Origin of the sequence: Dechloromonas sp. HYN0024 (assembly GCF_003441615.1) — a bacterium.
Classification (GTDB): Bacteria; Pseudomonadota; Gammaproteobacteria; order Burkholderiales; family Rhodocyclaceae; genus Azonexus.
The window spans coordinates 2,747,190-2,772,529 of record NZ_CP031842.1 but is presented as its reverse complement, the minus strand read 5'-3'; the positions used below and the strand labels follow the sequence as shown (position 1 = coordinate 2,772,529).

Below are 25,340 nucleotides of genomic sequence, written 5' to 3'. Positions count from 1 at the left end.
AGCCAGGCTATGGTCGCTGCATGGCCGCATTATTTCGCGGCGCGTTCTTCCAGTACCTGAATGGCTGGCAGTGTCTTGCCTTCGAGGAATTCGAGGAAGGCTCCGCCGCCGGTCGAGATATAGCCGACGTCGTCGTGGATGTGGAATTTGGCGATGGCGGCCAGGGTGTCGCCGCCGCCGGCGATCGAGAAGGCTTCAGAGTGGGCGATGGCCGAGGCGAGCATCTTGGTGCCGCCAGCGAACTGCGGCAGTTCGAATACGCCGACCGGGCCGTTCCAGACGATGGTGCCGGCGTTGGCGATGATTTGCGAGAGCATGGCGGCGGTTTTCGGGCCGACGTCGAGGATGCGGTCGTGGACATGCACGTCATCAACGGAAATCTTGTTGGCACGTGCCAGAGCCGACACTTCGTCAGCGACGACAACGTCGACTGGCAGCGGAACTTCAGCGCCGCGTTCCTTCATGATGTCCATGATGGTGTGGGCTTCCTTGACCAGATCGGCTTCCGCCAGGGAGTCGCCGATGCGCTTGCCGGAAGCGAGCAGGAAGGTGTTGGCGATGCCGCCACCGACAATCAGCTGGTCGACCTTGCTGGCCAGCGACTTGAGGATGGTCAGCTTGGACGATACCTTGGAGCCGCCGACGATGGCGACGAGCGGCCGCTTCGGATTGGTCAGGGCCTTGGTCAGGGCGTCGATTTCAGCGCCCATGAGGATGCCGGCGCAGGCCGTCGGGGCGTACTTGGCGATGCCGTGGGTGGTGGCTTCGGCGCGGTGGGCGGTGCCGAACGCGTCATTGACGTATACGTCGCACAGTTTGGCCATTTTCTGGGCCAGTTCGTCGTTGTTTTTTTTCTCGCCCTTGTTGACGCGACAGTTTTCAAGCAGGACCACCTCGCCGGGTTTGACCTCGAAGCCGCCGTCGACCCAGTCGGTAATCAGGCGCACGGAGGTGTGCAGCATCTGGCCGAGACGGACGGCGACCGGCATCAGGCTGTCTTCGTGGGTCAGTTCGCCTTCGGTCGGGCGGCCGAGGTGAGAGGTGACCATGACCGCCGCGCCCTTTTCGAGGCAGTACTTGATGGACGGCAGCGAGGCACGGATGCGGGTATCTTCGGTGATGTTGCCGGCTTCGTCCTGCGGCACATTCAAGTCGGCGCGGATGAAGACGCGCTTGCCGGATACGTCGAGGTTGGTGAGTTTGATGACGTTCATGGATATCTCCAGGGATGATTCAAGTTTTGGATGCTTGCGCCCAGTGTTGTGACCAGTAGCCGGCCACGTCGAGCATGCGGTTGGCGAAGCCCCATTCGTTGTCGAACCAGACAAAGAGGTTTACCAGATGCGTCCCGCCGGTGCGGGTCTGGCTGCCGTCGATGATGGCTGAATGGGGGTCGTGATTGAAATCGATGGAGGCGTGGGCTGCCTCCGAGTAGGCCATCAGCTTTTTCAACGGGCCGCGCGCCGCATCGGCGAGCAGGGCGTTGATGCTATGGGCCGAGACCGGACGCTGGGTGCTGATCGTCAGGTCGATCGCCGAAACATTGAGGGTCGGCACACGGATGGCCTTGGCTTGCACCTTGCCGGTCAGTTGCGGCAGCAGGCGCTCGACGCCGCGCGCCAGACCGGTCGACACCGGGATGATCGACTGCATGGCCGAGCGCGTACGGCGCAGGTCGTCGTGGTGGTAACCATCGATCAGCGGCTGGTCGTTCATGACCGAATGCAGTGTGGTGAGGAGGGCCTGATCGATGCCGACTTCGCGGTCGAGCAGATCGAGGATCGGCACGATGGCATTGGTCGTGCAGGAGGCAGCCGACACCAGGCGTTCGTGGCCGGTCAGGCTGTTCTGATTGATGCCGGCGACAATGGTCGCATCGACATCGTCGCCGCTGGCCCCCGGGTGCGAGAGAAGCAGTCGCGGGCAGCCGGCAGTGATGAAGCGGGCCAGTTCATCGCGGCGACCATAGGCGCCGGAGCATTCGACGACAAGGTCGATGTCCCGCCAGTCCACCTCTTCCGGGGTGCGCACATGGCTGATGTGGAGGGGGCTGTTGTTGATCAGAAATTGGCCGTCGGCGACCTCGACGCTGCCGGGAAAACGCCCATGCGTCGAATCGAAGCGCGTCAGGTAGGCCATGCTCTCGAGGTTGGCCGGTTCGTTGATGGCGACGACCGCAAAATCATGGGTAACCGGCGACTCGAGAAGGGCGCGCAGGAAGCAGCGACCGATGCGGCCATAGCCGTTGATGGCAAGACGCAGGGGCATGGCGTGGTGGTCGTTGTCCAATGGCTTACTTGGCCAGTTCGCCCGTGCTTTCGGGATTGTAATTAACGTGAATCAGGGTGGTAGGCTTGTCGGCCTTGCAGATACGGAAGGGGTACAGGCTGACATCCGAGTTGAATTTCAGCTGGCCCATGCCTTTGAAATTGGCTTCGGCGCGGCCGCGGTCAGAGCCAAAATAAAAGGGAATGTGCTGCTTGCCGGTGCACCAGCTGTTTTCGCTGGTTGGCTTGCCGACAATGGCGAGTACTTCCTCGTAGCTCATGCCGATCTTGAGTTTGCCAAAGGCGGAGTCGGCTGGCGGGTTGCCGACAATGACCGGTTCTTCCGCCTCCTGCTTCTTGGCGGCATCTTCGGCGAAAACATGGCCGCCGGCCAGGGTCAGCGAAAGGCACAGGGTGGCGAGGGTCATGCGGCGAGTCTGGTTCAGCATCGTGATTCCTCCACGGGTCAGTTGAGACATGAGGCTAGGTAGGGCGAAACAAAAGGGGCCTTGCGGCCCCTTTTGATGCAACAAACAGCTTACTTGGCTGCCATCCAGGCGCGGGCGGCATCGAGCATGCGGCAGGAGTAGCCCCACTCGTTGTCGTACCAGGCGAGGACCTTGACCAGTACGGAACCGTCTTCACCCTTGATGACGCGGGTCTGGGTGGCGTCGAAGGTCGAGGACACGGTGGTGTGGTTGAAGTCGGACGACACCAGGGGCTCGTTGTTGACGTCGAGGATGCCCTTGAGCGGGCCATTGGCGGCGGCGGTCATCAAGGCGTTGATTTCTTCCTTGGTGGTGCTGCGGTTGGCCGTGAAGGTCAGGTCGACCAGCGAGACGTTGATGGTCGGCACGCGCAGGGCGAAACCATCAACCTTGCCAACCAGTTCCGGGAGGACGAGGCCGACGGCCTTGGCAGCGCCGGTCTTGGTCGGGATGATGTTGGCGGCAGCGGCGCGGGCGCGGCGCAGGTCCTTGTGGCGGACGTCCACCGTCACCTGGTCGTTGGTGTAGGCGTGGATGGTGGTCATCAGGCCCTGCTTGATGCCGATGGCGTCGGACAGGATCTTGGCGACCGGGGCCAGGCAGTTGGTGGTGCACGAGGCGTTCGAGACCACGGTCATGCCGGCCTTGATGGCGCCTTCGTTCACGCCGACGACGATGGTGGTGTCGACGTCATCGCCGCCCGGGGCGGAGATCAGGACGCGCTTCGCACCCTGGTCGAGCAGGGCCTGGGCCTTGGCCTTGGTGGTGTAGGCGCCGGTGCATTCGAGGACGATATCAACGCCGTGGTCGGCCCAGTTGATGTCTTTCGGGTTCTTGGTCGAATAGAAGGCGACCTTCTTGCCGTCGATGATGATGCAGTTCTCGCCTTCGGTCTCGACGCTGGTGCGGAAGCGGCCGTGCGTCGTGTCGTACTTGAGCAGGTGGGCGTTGGTGGCCAAGTCGCCGGCGGCGTTGATGGCGACGACGTCGAATTCGTTCTGCAGACCCTGCTCGTAAATGGCGCGCAGCGTGCAGCGACCGATACGACCGAAACCGTTGATTGCAACCTTGATAGCCATGAATCTAACTCCCTCTCTAAAAAATCAGGACAACAGCGCCTTGGCCGTCTTGACGACGTTGGCGACCGTGAAACCGAACATTTCGAACAACTGGCCAGCCGGGGCCGACTCGCCGAAGCGGTCAATGCCGATGACGGCGCCGTGCAGGCCGACGTATTTGCGCCAGAAGTCGGGGTGAGCGGCTTCGATGGCGATGCGTTTCTTGCAGCCGCCGAGAACGGCGGTCTTGTAGTCGGCGCTCTGGCGGTCAAATACATTCGAGCAGGGCATCGAGACGACGCGGGTCTTGATGCCTTCGCCAGCCAGCGCGGCCTGGGTGTCGAGCGCCAGCTTGATTTCAGAACCGGTGGCGATGAAGGTGATCTGTGCTTCGCCATCTGCCTCGGACAGAACATAGCCGCCCCGGGCGATGTCGGCATCGCTGACATTCTGGGTTACGGTCGGCAGGTTCTGACGGGACAGGGCGAGGATGCTGGGGCCATCCTGACGTTCGACGGCAAAGGTCCAGGCGATGGCGGTTTCGGTTGCGTCGGCCGGACGCCAGACGTCGAGGTTCGGAATGATACGCATCGACGGGATGTGCTCGACCGGCTGGTGCGTCGGGCCGTCTTCGCCGAGGCCGATAGAGTCATGGGTGTAGACCATGATCTGGCGCTGCTTCATGAGCGCCGCCATGCGGATGGCGTTGCGGGCGTAGTCGGAGAAGACCAGGAAGGTCGCGGTGTAGGGAATCAGGCCACCGTGCAGGGCGAGGCCGTTGGCGATGGCGGTCATGCCGAATTCGCGCACGCCGTAGTAGCAGTAGTTGCCGCCTTCGGTCTTGGTGACGCCCTTGCTGCCCTTGACGAAGGTCAGGTTGGAGCCGGCCAGGTCGGCCGAGCCGCCAAAGATTTCCGGCACGGCCGGGACAAGTGCGGCGATAGCGTTCTGCGAAGCCTTGCGGGTGGCGATGTTCTCGGCCTTGTCGCGGCATGCGGCGATATAGGTGGCCTTGGTCGCGGCCCAGTTGGCCGGCAGTTCGCGCTGCATGACGCGGCGCTCGAACTCAGCGGCTTCGGCCGGGAAGGCGGCGCGGTAGGCGGCGAAACGGGCATTCCACTCGCCTTCGGCAGCAGCGCCGGCAGCCTTGCGGTCCCAGGCGGCGTAGATATCGGCCGGGATTTCGAAAGCCGGGTGGTTCCAGCCGATATAGGCGCGGGCAGCGGCGATTTCGTCCTTGCCGAGCGGCGCGCCGTGGCAGTCGTGCGAGCCCTGCTTGTTCGGCGAGCCGGCGCCGATGGTCGTCTTGCAGCAGATCAGGCTGGGCTTGTCGGTGACCGACTGGGCGGTGAGCAGGGCGGCTTCGACCGCAGCGCTGTCATGCCCGTCGACGTCGTCGATGACATGCCAGCCATAGGATTCGAAGCGCTTCGGGGTGTCGTCGGTGAACCAGCCTTCGACATGGCCGTCGATGGAAATCCCGTTATCGTCCCAGAAAGCAATCAGCTTGCCGAGGCCGAGCGTGCCGGCCAGCGAGCAGGCTTCGTGCGAGATGCCTTCCATCAGGCAACCGTCGCCGAGGAAGGTGTAGGTGTGGTGATTGACGATATCGTGGCCGGGCCGGTTGAACTCCGCGGCCAGCACCTTTTCGGCCAGCGCGAAACCGACGGCGTTGGTGATGCCCTGGCCGAGCGGGCCAGTCGTGGTTTCGACGCCGGGGGTGTAGCCGAATTCCGGGTGGCCCGGAGTACGGGCATGCAACTGGCGGAAATTCTTGAGGTCGGCAATCGACAGGTCGTAGCCGGTCAGGTGGAGCAGGGCATAGATCAGCATCGAGCCGTGGCCGTTCGACAGCACGAAGCGGTCGCGGTCAGGCCAGTGCGGGTTCGTCGGGTTGTGGCGCAGGTGGCGGCGCCACAGTACTTCGGCGATTTCCGCCATGCCCATCGGGGCGCCGGGATGACCGGAATTGGCCTGCTGGACGGCATCCATGGCCAGTGCGCGGATGGCGCCGGTCAGGGGAGAGAACTTGGGGAGATTGCTGACGCTCATGATCCGGAAATCCAGCCTGCTGAAAAGCCTAAATTATCGGGGAAAACCCTATTTTTGGGTAGGCGTTTCGTTGTTTTCCGGCATTGGTCAGCGGCCAGGGTGGCGTGTTGCATTGATCCCGATATACTGCAATACCACCGGGCGGAGTTGCCCGAGCCCCGATTTTTCCGAGAGCCTACCCATGAAAATTATGAACGGAAACTCCCTGTCATCCCGATTGTTCGCTGCCGCGATGATTCTCGGTCTGGCCGCCTGTAACACTAACCAGAGCAAGCCGGAGGCTGAAACGGCGCCGCTCAAGGCGGCCAGCAAGGCCCCCGAACCGGTTGTCGAGAGCAAACCGGTGCCTGAGAGCAAGCCGGTGTGCAAGGAAGAGGGCAAATCGAAAACAAAGGGTGGCAAAACGAAAAGCAAGGCCGTAGCGCCGCTCGATTGCGTGCCGGCCTCGGCAACCGCCGCGACGCCGGTCGTGCCGTCAGCTAGTGCCGCTGGTCACTACGATTTGTCGAAGAACAAGCCGGTTACCGATTCGACCAAGGTCGAAGCTGGTCAGGGGACGCAGGTCAAGGGGCTCAATGACTGGCAGGGCGAAATTAGCGGCCTGCCGGCTGCCAACAGCCGTTTCACCCGTCTCAAGATCGGCATGTCGCAGCAGCAGGTAACCGATATCGTCGGCCAGCCGACCGATCAGGGGGCCTATGTTACCGGCAAGGCTTTCATTCCCTTCTACTTCGGTAGCGACAAGACACGCTGGGAAATGACCTACAAGGGTCAGGGGCGCCTGATATTCTCGAATCAGGCTGGCTTCGGCAGCGGCCACTACCTGACCTGGATCATTCACAATGCCAACGAAAGCGGTTACCGCTGACAAACCAGGATGCCGAATAGGGAACGGGGCCTGTTAGGCCCCGTTTTGTTTTGACGCAGATGCTTCGGATCCCGTTGGATAAAACCTTACAAAACAGACTGTTTTCTGCTCGTCTGGCTTAATTCACTTCCTCCGCGTCAAAAGCCATTTCAGAACTGCCCCGCGTGATAGCCCATAACGCGCTCGACTTCATTTTTCGAGCCGAGGATGACCGGGACGCGCTGGTGAAGTTTTTCCGGCTGAATGTCCAAAATGCGCTGCCGGCCGGTCGTGGCCGCCCCGCCCGCCTGTTCGACCAGGAAAGCCATCGGGTTGGCTTCGTACATCAGGCGCAGCTTGCCGCCCTGGCCCTGAAGCTTGCTGTCCATCGGATACATGAAGATGCCGCCGCGCGTCATGATGCGATGGACGTCGGCGACCATCGAGGCGACCCAGCGCATGTTGTAGTCCTTGCCGAGCGGGCCGGTCCTGCCCGCCTGCATTTCGCCGACGTAACGCTGGACCGGCGGTTCCCAGAAGCGCTGGTTGGCCATGTTGATGGCGAACTCCTTGGTGTCGGCGGGAATCTGGACGTCTTCCTGGGTCAGGATGAACTGGCCCTGCTCGCGGTCGAGGGTGAAGACGACGACGCCGTCGCCGACGGTGAGGACGAGCAGGGTGGTCGGGCCATAGACGGCATAACCGGCTGCGACCTGGGCGGTGCCCGGTTGAAGGAAGGCCGCTTCCGCCGCCTCCGGGGTCGACAGGTCGGCGCCCTCTGGACATTTGAGGACAGAGAAGATGGTGCCGATCGAAACATTGACGTCGATATTCGACGAGCCGTCGAGCGGGTCGAAGGTGAGCAGATATTCACCCTGCGGATAACGATTCGGGACGAGGTGCGGCAGGTCCATTTCCTCGGAGGCCATGGCGGCAAGGTGGCCGCCCCATTCGTTGGCGTCGAGCAGAATGTCATTGGACAGGACGTCGAGTTTTTTCTGTGCTTCGCCCTGGACGTTGTCGCTGCCGGCTTCGCCGAGCACACCGCCGAGCCCGCCCTTGCCGATGGCGATGGAAATCGCCTGGCAGGCCCGCGAGACGATTTCGATGAGGAATTTCAGGTCGCCGGTGATGACGCCCTTGTTGCGCTGCTCTTCAGTGAGATAGCGTGCCAGCGTGCGCTGTGCCATGTGAACCCCTGCGACAAAAAAGCGGGATTTTACTCTGCCTGCGCCCTGGCGTGGAGGAAGGCAAAGACTGCAGCACTACTGAGCGGCTTGCTGAACAGGTAGCCCTGAACCTCGTCGCAGCCATTGCCGCGCAAGAGATCAAGCTGGTCCTCGGTTTCGACACCTTCGGCAATGACCCTGAGACCAAGGGAATGGGCCAGCGCGATGGTGCCGAAAGCAATGGCGCGGTCGTTGAGGTCGGTTTCGATGTCGGCGACGAAGGAGCGGTCGATTTTCAGGTGATCGATCGGGAAAAGTTTCAGATAGGCCAGCGATGAATAGCCCGTGCCGAAATCGTCGATGGCCAGGGTAACGCCCATGCGACCGAGGCGTTCGAGAATGAGCACGGCTTCCTGCGGGTTTTCCATCACCGAGCTTTCGGTGATTTCCAGTTCGAGCAGGTCGGCTGGCAGTCCGGATACGATCAGGGCATTGGCCACCGTTTCGCAGAAGTCGCGGCGGCGCAACTGCCGGGCCGAGACGTTAACGGCCATGCGGATTGGCTCGAGTCCTGCGTCGAGCCAGCGTTTCAGTTCGCGGCAGGCGGAGGCCAGAACCCAGTCGCCGATCTCGACGATGATGCCGGTTTCCTCGGCGACCGGGATGAAGCGGTCTGGCGAAATCATGCCTTCGGTCGGGTGATGCCAGCGGATAAGGGCTTCGACGCCGGTCGGTCGGTTGTCGTTGGCCCGGAACTGCGGCTGGAAGCAGAGCGCCAGTTCGTTGCGGGCAATGGCATGGCGCAGCTTGTGTTCGATACTCAGCCGTTCCGAGGTGATGCGATTCATCTCGGCCGAGAAAAACTGGAAGTTGTTTCGGCCAGCCGACTTGGCGTGATACATGGCTGTGTCGGCATTTTTCAGGACGGTGTCGGCATCGGCGCCGTCGTCGGGAAAAAGGCTGATGCCGATCGACGGACTGGTATGCAGTTCGTGTCCAATCGCCTCGATGGTCGACGATAGCGCCACGATGGCCTTGTTGGCTGCGATGGCGGCGTCGGCTGCCGAGTTGATGCCGGGCAGGATGATGACAAACTCGTCGCCGCCCAGCCGGGCGACAAAGTCGGTTTCGCGGACCACGCTGGACAGGCGGCAGGCTACTTCGCGCAACAGTTCGTCGCCCACCTGGTGACCCAGGGTGTCGTTGATGATCTTGAAGCGGTCAAGATCAAGAAACATCATGGCGATCTTCCAGCCATGACGGCGCGCCTCGGGCAATAACTGGCCGAGGCGGATGAGCAGGGCCATGCGGTTGGGCAGGCCGGTCAGGGCGTCGTGCTGGGCAATATGCCGCATGCGCTCTTCCGAACGCTTGCGTTCGGTAATGTCGGCAAGAATCCAGACATAGTGGGCCGGTAGGCCGCTTTGCGGGTCGTCCACGCGGTTGACCCGGGTGCCAGCGGGGAAGCTGTCGCCGCCTTTGCGGGTCAGTTCGAGTTCTCCCTGCCAGGAGGCGTGCTCGGCAATATCCTTCTCGAAGGCCTCTTGCGACTGTTCCTCGCTCAGGTCGATCAGTCCGAAGACGGTTTGCCCGACCAGTTCGAACGCGTCGTAGCCCGTCATCTGGGTGGTTGCCGGGTTGATCGAGAGGATGCGGTGGGCTTCGTCGGTGAAGATGATGCCGGCCGGTGTGTGGGTATAGACCTTCTGGGCCAGCTGTTCGCGTTCGGCACTGGCGCGCTGCTCCGAAATGTCGGTGTAGGTGGTGATGATGCCAGCCAGTTTTTGATCGATCGTCAGCGGTTCGCTGTCGACTACATAAGAGCGTCCGTTGGCGAGGCAACGTTCGACCTGTCCAGCCTCGAATTTTGCGGCCTGTGCGGTAAGGCTGGCCACTTGCCCCTCAACTTCGTCGGGGCCGTAATCGCCGCGTTCAACCTGGATGCGGATCAGGTCGGAATAGTGCGCGCCATCGTGGGCCACCCCGGCGGGCAGCTCGAGCGCGTCAATAAAGCCCTGATTCCAGACCCGCAGGCACAGCCTGTCATCGAATACGCTGATGCCCTGCGGCATGCTCGATACCACGGCCTGAAGATAGGCCAGTTGGCGTCGCGTTTCGGTGGAGGCGGGCGGAAGAGGGTCCGGTGAACTCAATGACGTTGGCAAGGTTGATGACGATGGTTAATCATAGCCCAGCCTTCATGCGGCCGCCATAGCTTTGGGGGCTTTATTGCTTCTTGCGAATGTTTGTTATATCTGCCATTTGATCGAGCAGCCGATGGAGGCTGTCTGCTCCGCCGGTCCCCTCCCGGAGCGGGCGATTTCCAGCATGGCGTCGTGTAGTTCGCGGCGCGCCTCGGGGGCGGCGGGCTGGCGCCCCGAGGCGTCGAGACGGCCCCGATATTGAAGTTCTAGCTGACTGTTGTAGCCGAAAAAATCGGGTGTGCACACGGCGCCATAGGCGCGGGCGACGGCCTGGGTTGCATCGTAGAGGTAGGGGAAGGGAAAGGACAGTTCGGCCGCCCAGCGTGCCATCGCAGCGGGGGAGTCTTCAGGGTAGGCGGCGACATCGTTGCTCATGATGGCGACGCAGCCGATACCCTGTTTCTGCAGGTCGCGACAGTCATGAATGAGGCGGTCGATGATGGCCTTGACGTAGGGGCAGTGGTTGCAGATGAACATCACCAGCAATCCGTTGGTGCCCCGGCAACTGGCCAGGGTATGGCGTTTGCCATCAGTGCCGGGCAGATCGAAAGCGATGGCGGGTAGGCCAAAATCACAGACGGGCGGGTTGAGGGCAACCATGTTTTTCCACTCCCAAAGGCATTTCGCCCATAATAGCACTGATGAATTTACCTCGTTTTTACTGCCGGGAAGCCCTCTCGCCGGGGGCTCATGTCGATCTTCCAGAACCTGTGGCCCGCCACGCGGTTCGTGTCTTGCGCCTGCCGCCGGGCGCGCTGATGGTGCTGTTTGATGGGCGGGGCGGCGAATATCCGGCCCGCATCCAGCGCATCGAGCGCGACCGTGTAGTGGCCGAACTGGCCGAATGGCATGATGTGGAACGGGAGTCGTCCCTTGCTGTGACACTGGTTCAGGCCCTGCAGTCGGGGGACAAGATGGATTTCACGATCCAAAAGGCGGTTGAGCTGGGCGTTCGTCATATTGTTCCGGTCGACAGTCGGCGCAGTGTCTTGCGCCTGGCCGGCGAAAGGGCTGGCAAGCGGGTGGCGCACTGGCAGGGGGTAGTGGCGTCGGCTTGCGAACAGTGTGGCCGTAATCAGGTGCCCCTTGTGGCGCCGCTGGAAAAGCTGGAAAACTGGCTGGCCCGGCCGGCCGAAGGCGGCTTGCGCCTGATGTTGGCACCGGATGCCGAACAGACGCTGGCGACCATAGCGCCGGCAAAAAATGTGCAATTGCTGATTGGGGCCGAAGGGGGCCTTGATCCGCAGGAAGTGATCGCCGCACAGCAAGCGGGTTTTCAGGCGGTGCGCCTGGGGCCGCGGGTATTGCGGACGGAAACGGCGGGCCTGGCTGCGCTGGCAGCATTGCAGGCTCTTTGGGGGGATTTCAGGGAGGGGTAGGCGATGTTTGAATCTGCAGAACTGGGTCATAAAGTAGACAAGAAGACCTTCAAGACCGAAGTGCCGAAACTGCGTGCCGAATTGCTCGACGTCCAGTACGACATGCTGCAAAAGAAGGAGTTTCCGGTCGTCATCCTGATCAGCGGGGTCGACGGCAGCGGCAAGGGCGAAACCATCAACCTGCTGTATTCCTGGATGGACCCCCGGCACATTTCGACGCTGGCCTTCTCCGAGCCTTCCGACGAGGAACGGAGCCGTCCCTACATGTGGCGCTACTGGCGCGCCCTGCCGCCCAAGGGCAAGGTCGGCATCTTTGCCGGCTCGTGGTATTCGCAGCCAATTACCGACCGGATCACCGGCCAGATGCGGCGTCCTGAGATGGATGAGCGGCTTGACGACATCAACCGTTTCGAGGCCATGCTGGTTAACGAAGGGGCGCTCGTCCTCAAGTTCTGGTTCCATTTGTCGAAGGACGGCCAGAAGACCCGCCTCAAGGCGCTGGAGAAAAACCCGAACACCGCCTGGCGCGTCACCAAGGAAAGCTACGATCGCCTGAAGACCTACAACAAGCTGCAGGAAGTGGCAGGCCATGTGCTGCGTGTGACCAATACCGCCCATGCACCGTGGATCATCGTCGAGGGCACGGATGACGAATATCGTTCGCTGACCGTCGGCCGGATCGTGCTTGATGCCATGAAGCGTCGCCTGCAGCAGGAAGGTCGTCAGCAGGTGCCGGTGGCGCCGCCGATCATCCATGCCATCGACCAGAAAAACGTCCTGAGTGAACTGAACCTGACCCAGAAGCTGGTCAAGAAGGATTACGAGACCCAGTTGTCCAAATATCAGGCACGCCTGTCCGAACTGGTCCGCGACCCGCGGTTTGTCGGCAAGCGTTCGCTGGTGCTAGTCTTTGAAGGTTCCGATGCGGCCGGCAAGGGCGGCACCATCCGTCGCATCGGCGCGGCGATGGATGCCCGCCAGTATCAGATCGTGCCGATTGCCGCACCGACCGAAGAAGAACGGGCGCAGCCTTATCTCTGGCGTTTCTGGCGGCACTTGCCACGCACCGGGCGGGCGGCGATTTTTGACCGCTCGTGGTACGGTCGCGTCCTTGTCGAGCGGGTCGAGGGCTTTTGTACCGAGGCCGACTGGCTGCGCGCCTACGCCGAAATCAATGATTTCGAGCATCAGCTGGTCGATGCCGGTGCGGTGGTCGTCAAGTTCTGGTTGCAGATCAGCGCCGACGAGCAGTTGCGTCGCTTCAAGGAACGTCAGGACACCGAGTTCAAGCGTTTCAAGATCACCGACGAGGACTGGCGCAACCGTGAGAAGTGGGACGATTACGTGTCGGCCGTCTGCGACATGGTCGACCGTACCTCGACCGGGCTTGCCCCGTGGACCCTGGTCGAAGCCAACGACAAAAACTTCGCCCGGGTTAAAGTATTGAAAACGCTGTGCGAGCGGCTGGAATCGGCGCTCAAGGACGACAACGGAAAATATTCGGAAAAATGAGCGATACCCCTTACGACGAGCATTTCGTCTCCTGGTTCCGGGCGGTCACGCCCTACATCAACGCCTTTCGCGGCAAGACCTTCGTCATTGCCTTCGGCGGCAAGGCGGTGGCCAGTGAGTTCGCCAAGACGCTGGCTTACGACGTCAACCTGCTGGTCAGCCTGGGCATCCGCCTGGTGCTGGTGCATGGGGCGCGGCCACAGATCGAGGAGGAGTTGCGCGAAAAGAATCTCGAATCGGTCTATCACCGGGGCTACCGGGTGACCGACGCCGAGGCGCTCGATTGCGTGCTTGATGCCGTCGGCAGCGTCTATCTCGAAATCGAGGCCATGCTGTCGCAGGGCTTGCCCAATACGCCGATGGCCAACAGCCGGATTCGCGTCATCGGCGGCAATTTCATCACCGGCCAGCCGATCGGCGTGCTCGACGGCATCGACATGCAGTACGCCGGCAAGGTGCGCAAGGTCGATAGCGAAGGCATCAACGCCCAGCTCGGCCTGGGTAACATCGTGCTGCTTAACTGCGAAGGACCGTCGCCGACCGGCGAGATTTTCAACCTGCAGATGGAAGAAGCCGCCGAGGCCGTGGCCACAGCGATCAAGGCCGACAAGCTGGTCTATCTGACCGACAGCACCGGTGTCACTGACAAGGCCGGCGAGTTGCTCGACGCCATGACCGCCGACGAAGCCTCGCAACTGCTGCGCGATGCCGACTGGCTGTCGGCCGACATCAAGCGCTACCTGCCGTGCGCCGTGCGGGCCAGCCGGACCGGCGTCGGCCGGGTGCACCTGATTGGTTTCGAGCAGGATGGTGCGTTGTTGCTCGAACTGTTCACGCACGATGGCGTCGGTACCGTGGTCACCCGCGAATCGCTGGAAAACATCCGCGAAGCCAAGCCGGACGACATTGCCGCCCTGATCGCGCTGATCGAGCCGATGGAGCAGGAAGGTATCCTCGTCCATCGGCCACGCGAACTGCTCGAGCGCGAACTCGACCATTTCTCGATCATGCTGCACGACGGCATCATCGTCGGCTGTGCCGCGCTCTATCAGCATTCCGAACAGGAGGCCGAGCTGGCCTGTCTGGCGGTCAGCCAGGAGCATCGCGAGTGGGGCTACGGCGAGCAGCTGATGATGCGTATCGAACAACGGGCCCGCAAGGCTGGCTTCAAGCGGCTGTGTGTCCTGACGACACGCACCGAGCACTGGTTCGTCGAGCGCGGCTTCAAGGTCGGGACGGTGGATGACCTGCCGGCCAACAAGCGCGACATGTACAACTATCAGCGGCGCTCCAAGGTGCTGTTCAAGACTTTATAATTCGCCCATCAATCCCCACGGAGTTTCACATGGCACGTACCGTCAATTGCATCAAGCTCGGCCGCGAGGCTGAGGGTCTCGATCAGCCGCCCTATCCGGGCCCGCTCGGACAGCGCATCTTCGAAAATGTGTCGAAGGAAGCCTGGCAACAGTGGATCAAGATGCAGACCATGATCATCAATGAAAATCGTCTCAACCTGGTCGATGCCAAGCATCGCAAGTATCTGTCCGAGCAGGTCGAAAAGCACTTCTTCGGCGCCGGTGCCGACCAGATTCAGGGCTACGTGCCGCCAGCTGCCTGAACCTCGGGCGCGCTGACAAAAGTCCCGCTGCGGCGGGATTTTTCTTGTTCAGGCGATGCGGTGAAGGACGTAAAAAAGAAGCATGCCGCCGCCCATCGCCGTGGCGGCGAGAATGGCACTGGTCCGCTTGAGGTGGCCGGCCTGTTCTTCGATGAATTGTTCCAGCCCGTCGAACAGTTCGGGAAAGGCGGCGATATCATTGTTGCTCTGCTTGTTCATGGGTTCTCCTTGATCGGCCGATATCCGGCCTCACTAACCCCTCAACTATCGCCACCGAATATTGCAGGGGCGTGACGGAATTTTGTATCTCTGCTTACCAATGGCCCTTCAGCTTTCGTCGGGGCACGCCAGATCTTAGAAACGCCGGACCAGCAAGTGCCGCCCATCAATGTTGCTGTTCCGGACGTCGACAAAACCGAGGTCGCGGAAACGTTTGGTCTTGGTCGCCGAGACGAGGATTCGCCCGGTCTTGAAGTTTGCTTCCAGCCAGTCGAGGCGGGCCTTGATCATGGCGCGGCCGATGCCCTTACCGCGGCGCTCGGGGGTGACTGCCGACAGGTAGAGAAGGTGTGTCTTGGAAGCCCAGTCGGCCGCCTTGACACCACCGACGGCGACGATTTCGCCGGCCTCCAGGGCAACAAAGAAACGCCGGTAGAAGGCCGGGTCATCGCCGCGCAGTTCCCGGCGCACCCGCTCGGCGCTATAGCGCTCGGGGTCGGCGAAGGCGTTGACGATGAGCGTTACGCTCGCCGCCAGCAAAGGCGGACTGCTCGTGTCGAGCGTGTCGATGCGGAAGGTATCCACGGTTGGTGTTATGCCGCCAAGGCCACGCCCTGGCGCAGCCGCTGGCCAAGTTCGGCCGCCCGGCGAGCGGTTTCGCGATTGATCGCGGATTGTTGCTGACCGAAGGCGTCGCGTTCCCGGCGACTGCTCGCCGCCGCCTCGATACTGCGCAGGCAGCGCCAGCGATAGCCCTGGCGGGTCGGAAACAGTCGCATCACGGTCTTGTCATGATGGACGCGGCAGCAGTAGCAAAACAGTGTTTCAGTCATCGAGCCCTCGGGATAGCTAGGATGGCTTCAGGTTGTCTCAGTCATGTTGCGGGAAGATGACTGAATTGGCGATCTGGTTGTCACCGGGCTGCAACATGGCCTGTCTAGACTGGATGTCCTGTTACTCTCGATGGAATCCGATGATTGTCCTGATCGATGATGAGGTCACGGAGTTACGGCGAATCATGGCCGAAGGACTTCTTTTTCCGGTCTTTCAGCCGATTCTCGATTTTCGCGTGCGGGCCATTCTCGGTTATGAGTCGCTGATTCGCGGGCCAGCTAACAGCCACTTGCAGTTTCCCGATCAGTTGTTTGCCGCTGCGGCGCGCAACGGGCTGACCCTTGATCTGGAACATGCCTGCCGGGAGGCGAGTCTGCGCGCCTTTGCTGCGCAGCGTCTGTCGGGCCGCCTGTTCCTGAATGTGACGCCCGGCTGCCTGCGCGATCATCGCCTGATGAATGGGCATACCCGGGATCTGCTCAATGAACTGGGTATTGCGCCTAACCGCATTGTCATCGAGCTGACGGAAAATCAGCAGATTACCGATATGCCCGGTATTCAGGAGGCCTTGCTGGATTATCGCGGCCGGGGCTTCCAGTTTGCCATCGACGACCTCGGCGAGGGATTCGCCAATCTCCGCATGTGGTCGGAGTTGCGCCCCGAGTTCGTCAAGATCGACAAACACTTCGTCAGCGGTATCGCCAGCGACCGGATCAAGTTTCACTTTGTGCGGGCCATGCAGGATCTGGCGGAAATCTGCAATGCCCTGTTGGTCGCCGAGGGCATTGAATGCAGCGAGGATCTGCTGTGCCTGCGGGACATGGGTATTGCCTGCGGTCAGGGCTATTTTATTGCCCGGCCGGAAAGGCGGCCGATCCGCCAGTTAGCTGGGCAGACACTGGTCGCCCTCGGCCATCAATCACTGGCGCTGTCGCCGCTGACCGGAGGCCCCGGCAAGGTGCCGACCGCGCGCACGCTGGCCCGACTGATCGAGCCCGTGCCGATGAATGCGAGCAACGGGAGTGTCATCGCCCGCTTTGAAGCTGACCCGGATCTTGATGTCCTGCCGGTTGTCCATGGCCATCAGCCGGTCGGCATGATCAACCGGCACAGCATGATCGACCGCTTTGCCCGTCCCTTTCGCAAGGAGTTGTTCGGGCGAAGGAGTTGCGAGCTGTTCATGGATCATGCCCCCCTGGTGGTTGATCAGCACGCCACGATCCAGGAGTTGGCCATGATGCTGGCGTTGGCCCCCAAGCACTATCTTTTCGACGGTTTCATCGTCACCGCCGACGGCCAGTACATCGGCGTCGGCAGTAGCCATGATCTGATGGGGACGATTACCGAAATGCAGATCAGCGCCGCCCGCTATGCTAATCCCCTGACCCAGTTGCCAGGCAATGTGCCGATCAACGAGCATGTCGACCGCATGCTGCAGATGGATAATCCGTTTGTCGCGGCCTATATCGACATTGATAATTTCAAACCCTACAACGATGCCTTCGGCTATCGGCGCGGCGACGACGTGATTCAAACCTTGGCCCGCCTAATTTGCGAGGCCTGCGATCAGAAGGTTGATTTTGTCGGCCATATCGGGGGCGACGACTTTTTTGTGATTTTCCGTAGTGAAGACTGGGAAGTCCGTTGCTGGCAGATCATCAGTGCATTTTCGCAGGCGATGGCCAACATGCTCGGGGTCGAGGAACGTCTGCGCGGTGGCTACATGGCAGAAAACCGTCGCGGTGAACTTAGTTTCCAGGCTTTGCCGACCCTTTCAATCGGTGCGGTAAAAGTGGCGTCGGGTGATTGCGAGTCGCATCGGGAGGTTGCAGCCGCCGCGTCGGCTGCCAAGAAGCAGGCCAAGAAAAAAGGCCGGGACCCGGCCAATGAGCCGCTAGGCGGCAGTCTGTTTGTCGAGCGGCGCCGGGTCGCCGTGGCCGATGTGGCGCCAGCGCCGGTACGCTACATGAACTGAGTGTCCCCTTCGCTGATCCGGCCAAGGGCTGACCCTGGCGCGCGGGATCAGGGGCGGCGTGAGGGATCGAGCAGTTGTGCGATGGCAGCGTACATTTCGTCAGCCCTGATCGGCTTGGCGAGATAATCGTCCATCCCGGCGGCGACGCAAATTTCCCGGTCTCCTTGCATGGCGTTGGCGGTCATCGCGACGATCGGCACCGGCTTCCTTCCGTCGGTCTTTTCGTTGGCCCTGATCTGTCGCGTTGCCTCCAGTCCATCCATGACCGGCATCTGCATATCCATCAGGATGATGCTGAAAGCGTTTGGACTGGCTCTGACGAGTTCCACGGCCTGCGCTCCGTTTTCGGCCAGGGTGACGCGATAGCCCTGACGTTCAAGGAGGGCGGTAGCCAGTTTCTGGTTGACCTGGTTGTCTTCGACCAGCAGGACGTCGGCACTGGTGCCGGAAGTCTCCGCCCGGAGGGGGGGTGTGGCCATGCCGAGGTCGCTGACCGGATCGTCGACAACCTTCAGAGGCAGGGTGAAATGGAAGGTGCTGCCGACGCCGGGTGTGCTTTCCAGCCAGATGTGACCGTCCATCAGCATGACGAGCTGGCGACAGATGCTCAGGCCGAGGCCGGTGCCGCCAAAGCGCCGGCTGGTCGAGCTGTCCTCTTGCGTAAAGGCTTCAAAAATAGCCGCCTGTTTTTCCGGCGGGATGCCGATCCCGGTATCGCGAATGGCAAAGTGAAGCTGGTTCCTGCCATCCGCTTGGGGCTGGCCGGTGATGCTCACTTCGACGATGCCCCGCTCGGTAAATTTGACGGCATTGCCGAGCAAATTGAGGAGGACTTGCCGGAGTCGCAAAGGGTCGCCCAGAACCCATGAGGGTACGCCGTTGCCGATGATGCAGTTGAATTGCAAAGACCCGTTCGTCGGCCTCAGCGCGAGCGGCCGGACGGCTTCCCGAATCATCTCGGGGAGGTCGAAGGCGATGCTCTCGACGGGCAGTTTGCCGGCTTCGATCTTGGAAAAGTCGAGAATGTCGTTGATGATGCCCATCAAGCTGTTGGCCGACGACTTGACGGTCTCCAGATAATCGCGCTGGTCAGCCGAAAGCTCGGTATCCAGGGCGAGTTCGGTCATGCCAATGATGCCGTTCATCGGTGTTCTGATTTCGTGGCTCATATTGGCGAGAAACTCGCTTTTTGCCTTGTTGGCGGCTTCGGCGGCATCGCGCGCCTCGGTCATGGCCACGCGGATCGCTTCGCGTTCGTTGACCATCCGGGAAATGGTGGTCGACAGTTCCGAGATGTCGCCATCGCTGACCGGGGCGATGCCATCCTGCGAATGCCCCAGTCCGGAGAGCAGTGCGCGCAATGATACCAGGGCTTTTTCACGCGAAGCCAGTTCGTCGCGCAGACTGCCGGCGGTGCGGCTGAGCAGTTCGAAAGCCGGGCGAAACTCGAGTGGCACATCGGTTGGCGTCAGGGATGCGAGGACCTCTTTGTCGGCTGAGTTCTGCTCGAACAGGCGGATGCGGTCGAGGGCACTGAGCCAGCGTTTGAGGGGGAACCAGATAAGGAGGAGCCCACCCATGAAGGCGGAGATGGCCAGTCCGGTCGCCGTGACGATCAATTCCCAGATCGAGCCGGCAATACTGTCGACGGCAAAGGTCAGGCGCAAGACCCCGTAGTCGATACCACCCGCCGATATGTTCCGGTTGACGTCATAAAGAAGGTTGGCAATCTGTTCTCGCAGCCAGTCCGGCGGCGATGTCTGGGTCTTGGTCGGGTTAACGCTGCGGATGATGCCGCCCTTGATATCGATGAAAGTCGCCGAGCTGAATTGCGAGCGGGCGATGGCCCGGTCAAGGGTACGGTTGATCGTATCGTAGTCGCCGATCACGGCACTATCGGAAAGAACCTGGGTAACCACCTCGACCAGCATGCTCGACGACTCCTGGGCATCCTGAACGCTGAGCTGGATCTGCGCCTGATAGAACAAGGCCAGCCCGAGGCTGATGAATAACAGCAGCGTTGCCGAATACAGGAGATAGACCCGGGCAACCAGGGTTTGCGGAAGGAGGCGGGACAGCACTGAGTTCATGAACAGTCGCTGGCCGTATCAGCGCAGTGATGCCGGGGCGCTTTGGTAAAACTTGCGGTAACTGGCGTAGTCGGCGGCGCCGGCTGGAATGAAATAGGCATCCTCGCCGAGGCCGACTCCGCGTGATGCCTGGTGCAGGATGGTTTTGCCTTTGGGGTCGAGGTGCATGCCATAGAACGCACTGGCGATGGCCTTGAGGTCTTTGTCCGGGACGCGGCCCGATACCATCAGGGCCAGGTCGTTGTATTCATCGGACGACCACAGCACCCGGAAAGCCTTGTTTTCGCGGGTTGCATAGCCCTCGATCAGTTGCGAGTTGCTGCCCACTGCCTTGACCCGGCCAGCAAACATCTGGGCGAAGGCGGCGTTCTGGTTGCCGCCAAAGACTACCTTGGCGTCGATGCCCTTGCTCAGCAGATGGGCGTAGGGTACCTTGTAACCGACGAATGCCTCCGGGCCGGCAAACGCGATTTCCTCACCCTTCAATTGTTCGAGGCGGGTGATCGGCGAGTCGGCCGGTACGGCAATCTGGCCGCGCAGGGCGGGCATTTGCCGGCGGCCAAAGACTTTCCAGCCGAGTTTGTCGCGTTCCGGGCTGAACATGTGGTTGGTGAAGACGAACTCGACCTCCTGAGCCAGAACATAACTTGTCGTGTCGGCCGAGGTGCGACCAATTTTTAACTGAAGTTTGACGCCGCTTTTTTCAGCAACGTAGTTGATGATCGGGTTCCAGTAAGCGGCTGTCTTGTTGATGTCCCACTGGTTTACCGGCGAGAAACGATAGCCGGAGGCTTCTTCGGCCTGGGCGGCGGTGACCAGGGAGAAGGCTGCGACGCAGCCGAGAACGAGACGACGCATGGGGCGACCTCAGAAGGATAGATATAAATTATCGTATTTGGGGATTTTAGGGGTTTGCCCGATAAATACAATCCGCCCAAGCGTGAAAATGCCAGCCTGCCGGGAGGTCAATAAAACAGTTGCCCCAGGTCGAGGGTAGAGGCTTTGCCCAAACTGCCGTGATGTTGATCCAGCCAGTGTTGCGCATGCTCGCGTCCGCTGTCGCGAAGGCGCTCGAAAAAGGGCAGGTTGACGGCCAGTTTGCTGTCCGCCGGCAGTTCGCCGAGCAGGGCGTCGGCGGTTATGGCGTGAAAGCGTAGTTGCCCGATGCGCCGCTCCAGGCGACCGCCGGGTAACCAGCGGGGGCGCCAGGATGAGCCGGCTTCCTCGCGGAGGTGGGCAAACATCCGCATTTCGCGCAGGAAAGTCGAATTGAACGACAGTTCAAGCAGGCGTTGCCGGATATCTGCCGCCGAAACCGGTGTTTCAACATAGCGTAGTGGGGTCAGCAGGACGAGCAGGATATCCGGCGAGGCGCACTGGTAAGCCAGCGGAAAGACCGCCGGGTTGGCGCTGTAGCCGCCATCCCAGTAAGGCTCGCCGTCGATCATGATGGTCCGGTGGATGGTCGGCAGGCAGGCCGAAGCGAGCAGGGTGTCGACCGACAGTTCATGGTTGCGAAAGAGGCGCAGCTTGCCCGAATTGGCGTGGGTGGCGGCAATGAACAGTTTGATCGGGGACTCGTGGCGCAGGCGGGCAAAGTCGAACTGCTCGCCGAGAATGTCGCGCAAGGGGTTGAGGTCGAAGGGGTTGAGTTGCTCGGGGCTGAGGTGGTTGGTCCACTGCAGCATCAGTTTGAGCGACTGGCTGACCTCGCCACCCCCATCGCCGGCAGCAAAGGGGGAACTGGCCGCGATGCTGGTCCAGAAGCGGGCGAGGGTTTCCCGGGCCCCGTCGCGGCCGCCGGTCATCAGGCCATGCGCCAGACAGAGCGCATTCATGGCCCCGGCACTGGTGCCGCTGACCCCCTCGATGTCGAATGTCGATTCTTCAAGCAGCGCATCGAGCACACCCCAGGTAAAAGCGCCGTGGGCGCCACCGCCCTGCAGGGCGAGATTGAGTGTTTTGGGCTTGGCGGTGCGCAAGATCATGGGGTGGCTAAGCTTCAGGTAAGTGTGGCATTCAATGGCCGTCGCGTGGGGGTGCCGGTTCGGTCACCGCGTCGACAATGGGGGCTGGCGTTACCGAGGTCGGCTGCTGGAAAGGGTTGCCCTGAATCAGCACGATGGCGGCGGTCGGCGCGGCGGCGAGGGCGAACAGGATGACCGCAACCATCGCGGCGCGCGGCTTGTCGACATGGACCACGGATATCGACAGCAGGGTGAGGAAGCCGAGAAAGGCCATGCCCAGCCATTTGAGCGGATTGACGTGGGTCTGGCTGAGGCCGATGCGCAGGTCGCGCTCGTCGCGAATCTCGATGGCTTTGCGCAGCATCAGGGCCTGAACGTTGTCGCCGGCACCGGCTTTGACGGAAGGGCTGGCGAGCAGGGTGAGCAGGGCGTCGGCCATTGCCCTGACTTCCACACTTGACTGGCGAGCTGCCAGCATAGGCCATTCACCCGCACTGGCATGGCCGTACTTCGAGACGGCACCGCGTACATCGCTGCGTAGCGGTTCGTTCAGTTGCTCCGCGAGTACAGCAATGCTGCGCAGCGAGTCGGCTTCCTTGAATACCGCATTCATCGCCCGATCATGGGCGCTCCAGGTGTCGTTGGCAAGAAAGGCCAGCGTCAGGCCGAAAAGCACGCCGATGATGTTGATGAAGGGCGGTGCCACCCCCTGCAGCGAGGCAATCCAGCACGCCCAGTGTGGCCGCTGCAATGCCCACTGGACGGCTGCCACAGCGGCAAAGGTGCCGGCGACGGCGAGAAAGGCGTAACCGTAATGATCGTAGATGTGCCAGTTATTGATGGGCATGCGCAGCCTGTCTGTTGTCTTGAATTAACCTGATGAGTCTGGGTGATGGCATGGTTGCGCGTCAATGCTCAGCGGGGCCGACGGCGAAAAAAATCCCGGCGCATAGCCGGGATTGAAGGGAGAGATTGCTTTCTGCTTATTCGTTTGGACCGGGGTCCGCAGAGGCAGAAACAGCTTAGTTAAGTCATGTGACAGACGGATGACTCAGCGGAGCGTCCTGACGCCGTCAGCCGTGCCGAGCAGCAGCAGGTTGGCCGGTCGGACGGCGAACAGGCCGTTGGTGACAACGCCGGTGATCTGGTTGATCTGAGCCTCAAGCCCCTTGGGGTCGGTAATTGACAAGCCCTTGACGTCGAGGATCAGGTTGCCGTTGTCGGTCACGAAGCCGTCACGCAGGACGGGGGTGCCGCCCAGTTTGGTCAGCTCCCTGGCCACATAGGCGCGGGACATGGGGATCACTTCGACCGGCAGCGGGAACTTGCCCATGGTGTCGACCAGCTTGGAACCGTCGCAGATGCAGACGAATTCGCGGGCGACCGCCGCGACAATCTTTTCACGGGTCAGCGCACCGCCGCCGCCCTTGATCATGTTGAGCCCGGCATCGATCTCGTCGGCACCATCGACGTAGACCGGGATGTCGGTCACGTCATTGAGATCGAAAACCGTGATGCCATGGCCTTCGAGACGTTTGCGGGTGGCTTCCGAACTGGCCACGGCACCCTTGTATTGGTCTTTCAGCGGGGCCAGCGCATCGATGAAGAAGTTGGCGGTCGAGCCGGTGCCGACGCCAATGATGCTGCCGGCCGGCGCCGTTTTCGCCACGTAGTCGGCGGCGGCCTGGGCCACGGCCTGTTTGAGTTCGTCCTGGGTCATGCTGTTGCTCCTGATGGATTTTTCGCCATTTTAACCTGTGCCGGGGCACGTGCCTGAGTCCGAAAATGTCATAAAAGTGTCATCTTTGAGTGATGTAATAAGGACTAAACTAGCCATACTGTTTTTTGGAGAACATGATGAGCGATAAAACCAAGAAATCCGCTGCACCGAAGCCGGCTGTAGCAGCCAAGCCGCCAAAGAAGCTGGTGCCGCGTACGGCACCCGTCGCGGCGAAGCCGACCCCGGCTGCCGTCGCCGATGTGGCCGTGGCCGCCCCCAATCTGGCGCCGGCACCTGCCGCAGCGCAGCCGGCCCCGGCTGCGGCCAAGGCCGTCCTGGCAAAACCGGTTGCCGCCAAGCCGGCTGCCGAAAGCAAGGCCAAGCCGGCGCGCAAGCCGACCCAGGTCGAAGCCACCGTGGCCAAGCATCAGAAGGTGCTGGCCGATGCGCTGGTCAAGGCGCAGGCGATCAAGTACGACCAGCCCAAGGTGGTCAAGGCTGAAACGGCCAAACCCGCCAAACCGGCAAAAGCGAAAAAGGTGAAACTGGTCCGTGACAGCTATGCCATGCCGGAAACGGAATATGCCCGCATCGGCGAACTCAAGAAGCGTCTGGTCGGGCTCGGCAGCGAGGCCAAGAAGAGCGAACTGCTGCGCGCCGGTATTGCCCTGCTGGCGGCGCTTAACGACGCCGAACTGAAAGCCGTGATGGGGCGTGTCGAACGCATCAAGACCGGACGCCCGGCCAAGTAGTTCAAAAGTAATAACTTTTTCGATTGTTACAGCCTGTCATCCGGCTGTAACAATCGACCGGTAACCTGCGTGGCGTTATCAGTCCAACCCTGTGCAGGAGTTACCTCATGTTCAAGTATTCCAAGCTTGTTTCCGCGCTGGCGGTTGCCGGTGTCGCCCTGTTTGGCGCCCAGGCCGCCCAGGCACAAGTCATCAAGATCGACGGTTCGTCGACTGTCTATCCGATCACCGAAGCGGTGGCCGAAGAGTTTCAGAAAGCCAAGAAGAACGTCATCAAGGTGACGGTCGGCATTTCCGGTACGGGCGGTGGCTTCAAGAAGTTCTGCCGCGACGAAACCGATATTTCCAACGCTTCCCGCCCGATCACCAAGAGCGAAATGGACCTTTGCAAGGCCGCTGGCGTCGATTACATCGAAATGCCGGTCGCCTTCGACGCGCTGACCGTCGTCATCAACCCCAAGAACACCTTCCTCAAGCAGGCTACCGTGGCCGAGCTGAAGACGATGTGGGAACCGGCAGCCCAGGGCAAGATCACCAAGTGGAACCAGATCAACCCGGCCTGGCCTGATGCCCCGATCAAACTGTTCGGCGCGGGTGCCGACTCCGGTACTTTCGAGTACTTCACCGAAGCCACTGTCGGCAAGGCCAAGTCCTCGCGCGGCGACTACACCGCTTCGGAAGACGACAATGTGCTGGTCCAGGGCGTCTCACGTGACGTCAATGCCATCGGCTATTTCGGCTACGCCTACTACGCTGAAAACAAATCCCGCCTGAAGGCGCTGGCCATCGTCAATCCGAAGACCGGCGTCGCTGTCGAGCCGTCCGAAGAGTCGGTGATCAAGGCCTCCTACCAGCCGCTGTCGCGTCCGATCTTCATCTACGTCAAGGCAAAGTCACTCGACAAGCCGGAAGTCCGCGAGTTCGTCGAGTTCTACATGAAGAATGGCGCCAAGCTGACCAAGGAAGTCAAATACGTCCAGTTGCCGGCCGCAGCCTACACCGGCAATATCGAGCACATGAACAAGAAGAAGCTCGGCACGGTGTTTGGTGGTCACAACGAAATCGGCATCACCATCGAAGAACTGATGAAGCGCGAAGCCAAGAACTGATTTTCCTGACCGCATCAAAAAGCCCGATCCCTCGCGGGTCGGGCTTTTATTCTAGGGAATTCCACCAGTGAATTCGCAAG

The 25,340-nt window shown here is 61.1% G+C and carries 24 protein-coding genes; 8 read left to right on the top strand and 16 right to left on the bottom strand.

Annotated elements, in window-relative coordinates; translation table 11 throughout:
• Window positions 1–29 precede the first annotated feature (29 nt).
• From HYN24_RS13320 to tkt, 5 genes are all read right to left on the bottom strand, one after another.
• A complete protein-coding gene (locus HYN24_RS13320; protein WP_117609699.1) occupies window positions 30–1,214 on the bottom strand; it encodes a phosphoglycerate kinase in 1,185 nt (394 codons plus the stop codon).
• Window positions 1,215–1,233: 19 nt separating this feature from the next.
• Entirely contained in the window at window positions 1,234–2,268 is a 1,035-nt protein-coding gene (locus HYN24_RS13315) for a type I glyceraldehyde-3-phosphate dehydrogenase (RefSeq protein ID WP_117610390.1), read from the bottom strand.
• Window positions 2,269–2,293: 25 nt separating this feature from the next.
• Window positions 2,294–2,716, bottom strand: a complete 423-nt coding sequence (locus HYN24_RS13310; RefSeq protein WP_117609698.1) for a hypothetical protein — start codon at window positions 2,714–2,716, stop codon at window positions 2,294–2,296.
• Window positions 2,717–2,805: 89 nt separating this feature from the next.
• A complete protein-coding gene (gene gap / locus HYN24_RS13305; protein ID WP_117609697.1) occupies window positions 2,806–3,834 on the bottom strand; it encodes a type I glyceraldehyde-3-phosphate dehydrogenase in 1,029 nt (342 codons plus the stop codon).
• A gap of 24 nt (window positions 3,835–3,858) precedes the next feature.
• Window positions 3,859–5,865, bottom strand: coding sequence for a transketolase (gene tkt / locus HYN24_RS13300; RefSeq protein WP_205421393.1), 2,007 nt, complete (start codon window positions 5,863–5,865; stop codon window positions 3,859–3,861).
• A 181-nt stretch (window positions 5,866–6,046) separates the two neighbouring features.
• Between tkt and HYN24_RS16215 the strand changes: the two genes are divergently transcribed.
• Window positions 6,047–6,733 carry a hypothetical protein gene (locus tag HYN24_RS16215; RefSeq protein WP_240327679.1) on the top strand — a complete coding sequence of 229 codons (687 nt, stop codon included), beginning with the start codon at window positions 6,047–6,049 and terminating at the stop codon, window positions 6,731–6,733.
• A gap of 149 nt (window positions 6,734–6,882) precedes the next feature.
• Here the strand turns inward: HYN24_RS16215 and HYN24_RS13290 are convergent, their stop codons facing one another.
• The 3 genes from HYN24_RS13290 to HYN24_RS13280 form a co-directional block, all read right to left on the bottom strand.
• Complete coding sequence (locus HYN24_RS13290) at window positions 6,883–7,902, bottom strand: class 1 fructose-bisphosphatase (RefSeq protein WP_117609695.1); 1,020 nt, start codon at window positions 7,900–7,902, stop codon at window positions 6,883–6,885.
• A 29-nt stretch (window positions 7,903–7,931) separates the two neighbouring features.
• Window positions 7,932–9,953: a bifunctional diguanylate cyclase/phosphodiesterase gene (locus tag HYN24_RS13285; protein WP_117609694.1), complete on the bottom strand. Its 2,022-nt coding sequence runs from the start codon at window positions 9,951–9,953 to the stop codon at window positions 7,932–7,934.
• 177 nt (window positions 9,954–10,130) lie between these two features.
• Window positions 10,131–10,685 (bottom strand): thioredoxin family protein, encoded by a 555-nt coding sequence (locus HYN24_RS13280; protein ID WP_117609693.1) that lies wholly within the window; start codon window positions 10,683–10,685, stop codon window positions 10,131–10,133.
• 41 nt (window positions 10,686–10,726) lie between these two features.
• Here HYN24_RS13280 and HYN24_RS13275 point away from each other — a divergent pair, with 41 nt between their 5' ends.
• From HYN24_RS13275 to HYN24_RS13260, 4 genes are read left to right on the top strand one after another with little or no spacing between them, the layout of a single operon-like run.
• The gene (locus HYN24_RS13275; protein ID WP_117609692.1) at window positions 10,727–11,464 is read left to right on the top strand and encodes a 16S rRNA (uracil(1498)-N(3))-methyltransferase; all 738 of its coding nucleotides are present in this window, start codon (window positions 10,727–10,729) and stop codon (window positions 11,462–11,464) included.
• 3 nt (window positions 11,465–11,467) lie between these two features.
• Complete coding sequence (gene pap, locus HYN24_RS13270) at window positions 11,468–12,976, top strand: polyphosphate:AMP phosphotransferase (protein WP_117609691.1); 1,509 nt, start codon at window positions 11,468–11,470, stop codon at window positions 12,974–12,976.
• Window positions 12,973–14,292, top strand: coding sequence for an amino-acid N-acetyltransferase (argA, locus tag HYN24_RS13265; protein ID WP_117609690.1), 1,320 nt, complete (start codon window positions 12,973–12,975; stop codon window positions 14,290–14,292). The genes pap and argA overlap by 4 nt, the downstream gene beginning before the upstream one ends.
• A 29-nt stretch (window positions 14,293–14,321) precedes the next feature.
• Window positions 14,322–14,594, top strand: a complete 273-nt coding sequence (locus tag HYN24_RS13260; RefSeq protein ID WP_117609689.1) for an oxidative damage protection protein — start codon at window positions 14,322–14,324, stop codon at window positions 14,592–14,594.
• 48 nt (window positions 14,595–14,642) lie between these two features.
• Here HYN24_RS13260 and HYN24_RS15970 read toward each other — a convergent pair whose 3' ends face one another.
• The 3 genes from HYN24_RS15970 to HYN24_RS13250 form a co-directional block, all read right to left on the bottom strand.
• Window positions 14,643–14,813 carry a hypothetical protein gene (locus tag HYN24_RS15970; RefSeq protein WP_162888740.1) on the bottom strand — a complete coding sequence of 57 codons (171 nt, stop codon included), beginning with the start codon at window positions 14,811–14,813 and terminating at the stop codon, window positions 14,643–14,645.
• A gap of 135 nt (window positions 14,814–14,948) precedes the next feature.
• Window positions 14,949–15,398 carry a GNAT family N-acetyltransferase gene (locus HYN24_RS13255; RefSeq protein ID WP_162888739.1) on the bottom strand — a complete coding sequence of 150 codons (450 nt, stop codon included), beginning with the start codon at window positions 15,396–15,398 and terminating at the stop codon, window positions 14,949–14,951.
• A gap of 8 nt (window positions 15,399–15,406) precedes the next feature.
• Window positions 15,407–15,646, bottom strand: coding sequence for a hypothetical protein (locus tag HYN24_RS13250; protein ID WP_117609687.1), 240 nt, complete (start codon window positions 15,644–15,646; stop codon window positions 15,407–15,409).
• A 140-nt stretch (window positions 15,647–15,786) separates the two neighbouring features.
• Between HYN24_RS13250 and HYN24_RS13245 the strand changes: the two genes are divergently transcribed.
• On the top strand, window positions 15,787–17,622 hold the full coding sequence (locus tag HYN24_RS13245) for a GGDEF domain-containing protein (protein ID WP_117609686.1): 1,836 nt from the start codon (window positions 15,787–15,789) through the stop codon (window positions 17,620–17,622).
• Between the two features lie 47 nt (window positions 17,623–17,669).
• On the opposite strand, the gene HYN24_RS13240 is transcribed toward HYN24_RS13245, so the two are convergent.
• The 5 genes from HYN24_RS13240 to rpiA all read right to left on the bottom strand — a co-directional run bounded on the left by HYN24_RS13240 (window position 17,670) and on the right by rpiA (window position 23,399).
• Window positions 17,670–19,712 (bottom strand): ATP-binding protein, encoded by a 2,043-nt coding sequence (locus HYN24_RS13240; protein WP_117609685.1) that lies wholly within the window; start codon window positions 19,710–19,712, stop codon window positions 17,670–17,672.
• A gap of 18 nt (window positions 19,713–19,730) precedes the next feature.
• Window positions 19,731–20,570, bottom strand: coding sequence for a phosphate/phosphite/phosphonate ABC transporter substrate-binding protein (locus HYN24_RS13235; RefSeq protein ID WP_117609684.1), 840 nt, complete (start codon window positions 20,568–20,570; stop codon window positions 19,731–19,733).
• A gap of 107 nt (window positions 20,571–20,677) precedes the next feature.
• Window positions 20,678–21,700, bottom strand: coding sequence for a patatin-like phospholipase family protein (locus HYN24_RS13230; protein ID WP_117609683.1), 1,023 nt, complete (start codon window positions 21,698–21,700; stop codon window positions 20,678–20,680).
• A 31-nt stretch (window positions 21,701–21,731) separates the two neighbouring features.
• On the bottom strand, window positions 21,732–22,526 hold the full coding sequence (locus tag HYN24_RS13225; protein ID WP_117609682.1) for a DUF4239 domain-containing protein: 795 nt from the start codon (window positions 22,524–22,526) through the stop codon (window positions 21,732–21,734).
• A 204-nt stretch (window positions 22,527–22,730) separates the two neighbouring features.
• On the bottom strand, window positions 22,731–23,399 hold the full coding sequence (rpiA, locus tag HYN24_RS13220; RefSeq protein WP_117609681.1) for a ribose-5-phosphate isomerase RpiA: 669 nt from the start codon (window positions 23,397–23,399) through the stop codon (window positions 22,731–22,733).
• Between the two features lie 137 nt (window positions 23,400–23,536).
• On the opposite strand from rpiA, the gene HYN24_RS13215 reads away from it, so the two are divergent.
• Both HYN24_RS13215 and HYN24_RS13210 read left to right on the top strand, forming a co-directional pair.
• Window positions 23,537–24,151: a hypothetical protein gene (locus tag HYN24_RS13215; protein WP_205421392.1), complete on the top strand. Its 615-nt coding sequence runs from the start codon at window positions 23,537–23,539 to the stop codon at window positions 24,149–24,151.
• A gap of 107 nt (window positions 24,152–24,258) precedes the next feature.
• Window positions 24,259–25,260, top strand: a complete 1,002-nt coding sequence (locus HYN24_RS13210; protein ID WP_117609680.1) for a PstS family phosphate ABC transporter substrate-binding protein — start codon at window positions 24,259–24,261, stop codon at window positions 25,258–25,260.
• Window positions 25,261–25,340 lie beyond the last annotated feature (80 nt).

Excerpts from the sequence above, each read along its gene's own strand:
- HYN24_RS13245 (WP_117609686.1), top strand. The coding sequence starts at position 15,787 with ATGATTGTCCTGATCGATGATGAGGTCACGGAGTTACGGCGAATCATG.
- pap (WP_117609691.1), top strand. The coding sequence starts at position 11,468 with ATGTTTGAATCTGCAGAACTGGGTCATAAAGTAGACAAGAAGACCTTC.
- gap (WP_117609697.1), bottom strand. The coding sequence starts at position 3,834 with ATGGCTATCAAGGTTGCAATCAACGGTTTCGGTCGTATCGGTCGCTGC.
- HYN24_RS13285 (WP_117609694.1), bottom strand. The coding sequence starts at position 9,953 with ATGCCGCAGGGCATCAGCGTATTCGATGACAGGCTGTGCCTGCGGGTC.
- HYN24_RS13275 (WP_117609692.1), top strand. The coding sequence starts at position 10,727 with ATGAATTTACCTCGTTTTTACTGCCGGGAAGCCCTCTCGCCGGGGGCT.
- tkt (WP_205421393.1), bottom strand. The coding sequence starts at position 5,865 with ATGAGCGTCAGCAATCTCCCCAAGTTCTCTCCCCTGACCGGCGCCATC.
- HYN24_RS13250 (WP_117609687.1), bottom strand. The coding sequence starts at position 15,646 with ATGACTGAAACACTGTTTTGCTACTGCTGCCGCGTCCATCATGACAAG.
- HYN24_RS13210 (WP_117609680.1), top strand. The coding sequence starts at position 24,259 with ATGTTCAAGTATTCCAAGCTTGTTTCCGCGCTGGCGGTTGCCGGTGTC.
- argA (WP_117609690.1), top strand. The coding sequence starts at position 12,973 with ATGAGCGATACCCCTTACGACGAGCATTTCGTCTCCTGGTTCCGGGCG.
- HYN24_RS13310 (WP_117609698.1), bottom strand. The coding sequence starts at position 2,716 with ATGCTGAACCAGACTCGCCGCATGACCCTCGCCACCCTGTGCCTTTCG.
- HYN24_RS13240 (WP_117609685.1), bottom strand. The coding sequence starts at position 19,712 with ATGAACTCAGTGCTGTCCCGCCTCCTTCCGCAAACCCTGGTTGCCCGG.
- HYN24_RS13225 (WP_117609682.1), bottom strand. The coding sequence starts at position 22,526 with ATGCCCATCAATAACTGGCACATCTACGATCATTACGGTTACGCCTTT.
- HYN24_RS13260 (WP_117609689.1), top strand. The coding sequence starts at position 14,322 with ATGGCACGTACCGTCAATTGCATCAAGCTCGGCCGCGAGGCTGAGGGT.
- HYN24_RS13235 (WP_117609684.1), bottom strand. The coding sequence starts at position 20,570 with ATGCGTCGTCTCGTTCTCGGCTGCGTCGCAGCCTTCTCCCTGGTCACC.
- HYN24_RS13290 (WP_117609695.1), bottom strand. The coding sequence starts at position 7,902 with ATGGCACAGCGCACGCTGGCACGCTATCTCACTGAAGAGCAGCGCAAC.
- HYN24_RS16215 (WP_240327679.1), top strand. The coding sequence starts at position 6,047 with ATGAAAATTATGAACGGAAACTCCCTGTCATCCCGATTGTTCGCTGCC.
- rpiA (WP_117609681.1), bottom strand. The coding sequence starts at position 23,399 with ATGACCCAGGACGAACTCAAACAGGCCGTGGCCCAGGCCGCCGCCGAC.
- HYN24_RS13320 (WP_117609699.1), bottom strand. The coding sequence starts at position 1,214 with ATGAACGTCATCAAACTCACCAACCTCGACGTATCCGGCAAGCGCGTC.
- HYN24_RS13230 (WP_117609683.1), bottom strand. The coding sequence starts at position 21,700 with ATGATCTTGCGCACCGCCAAGCCCAAAACACTCAATCTCGCCCTGCAG.
- HYN24_RS15970 (WP_162888740.1), bottom strand. The coding sequence starts at position 14,813 with ATGAACAAGCAGAGCAACAATGATATCGCCGCCTTTCCCGAACTGTTC.
- HYN24_RS13280 (WP_117609693.1), bottom strand. The coding sequence starts at position 10,685 with ATGGTTGCCCTCAACCCGCCCGTCTGTGATTTTGGCCTACCCGCCATC.
- HYN24_RS13315 (WP_117610390.1), bottom strand. The coding sequence starts at position 2,268 with ATGCCCCTGCGTCTTGCCATCAACGGCTATGGCCGCATCGGTCGCTGC.
- HYN24_RS13215 (WP_205421392.1), top strand. The coding sequence starts at position 23,537 with ATGAGCGATAAAACCAAGAAATCCGCTGCACCGAAGCCGGCTGTAGCA.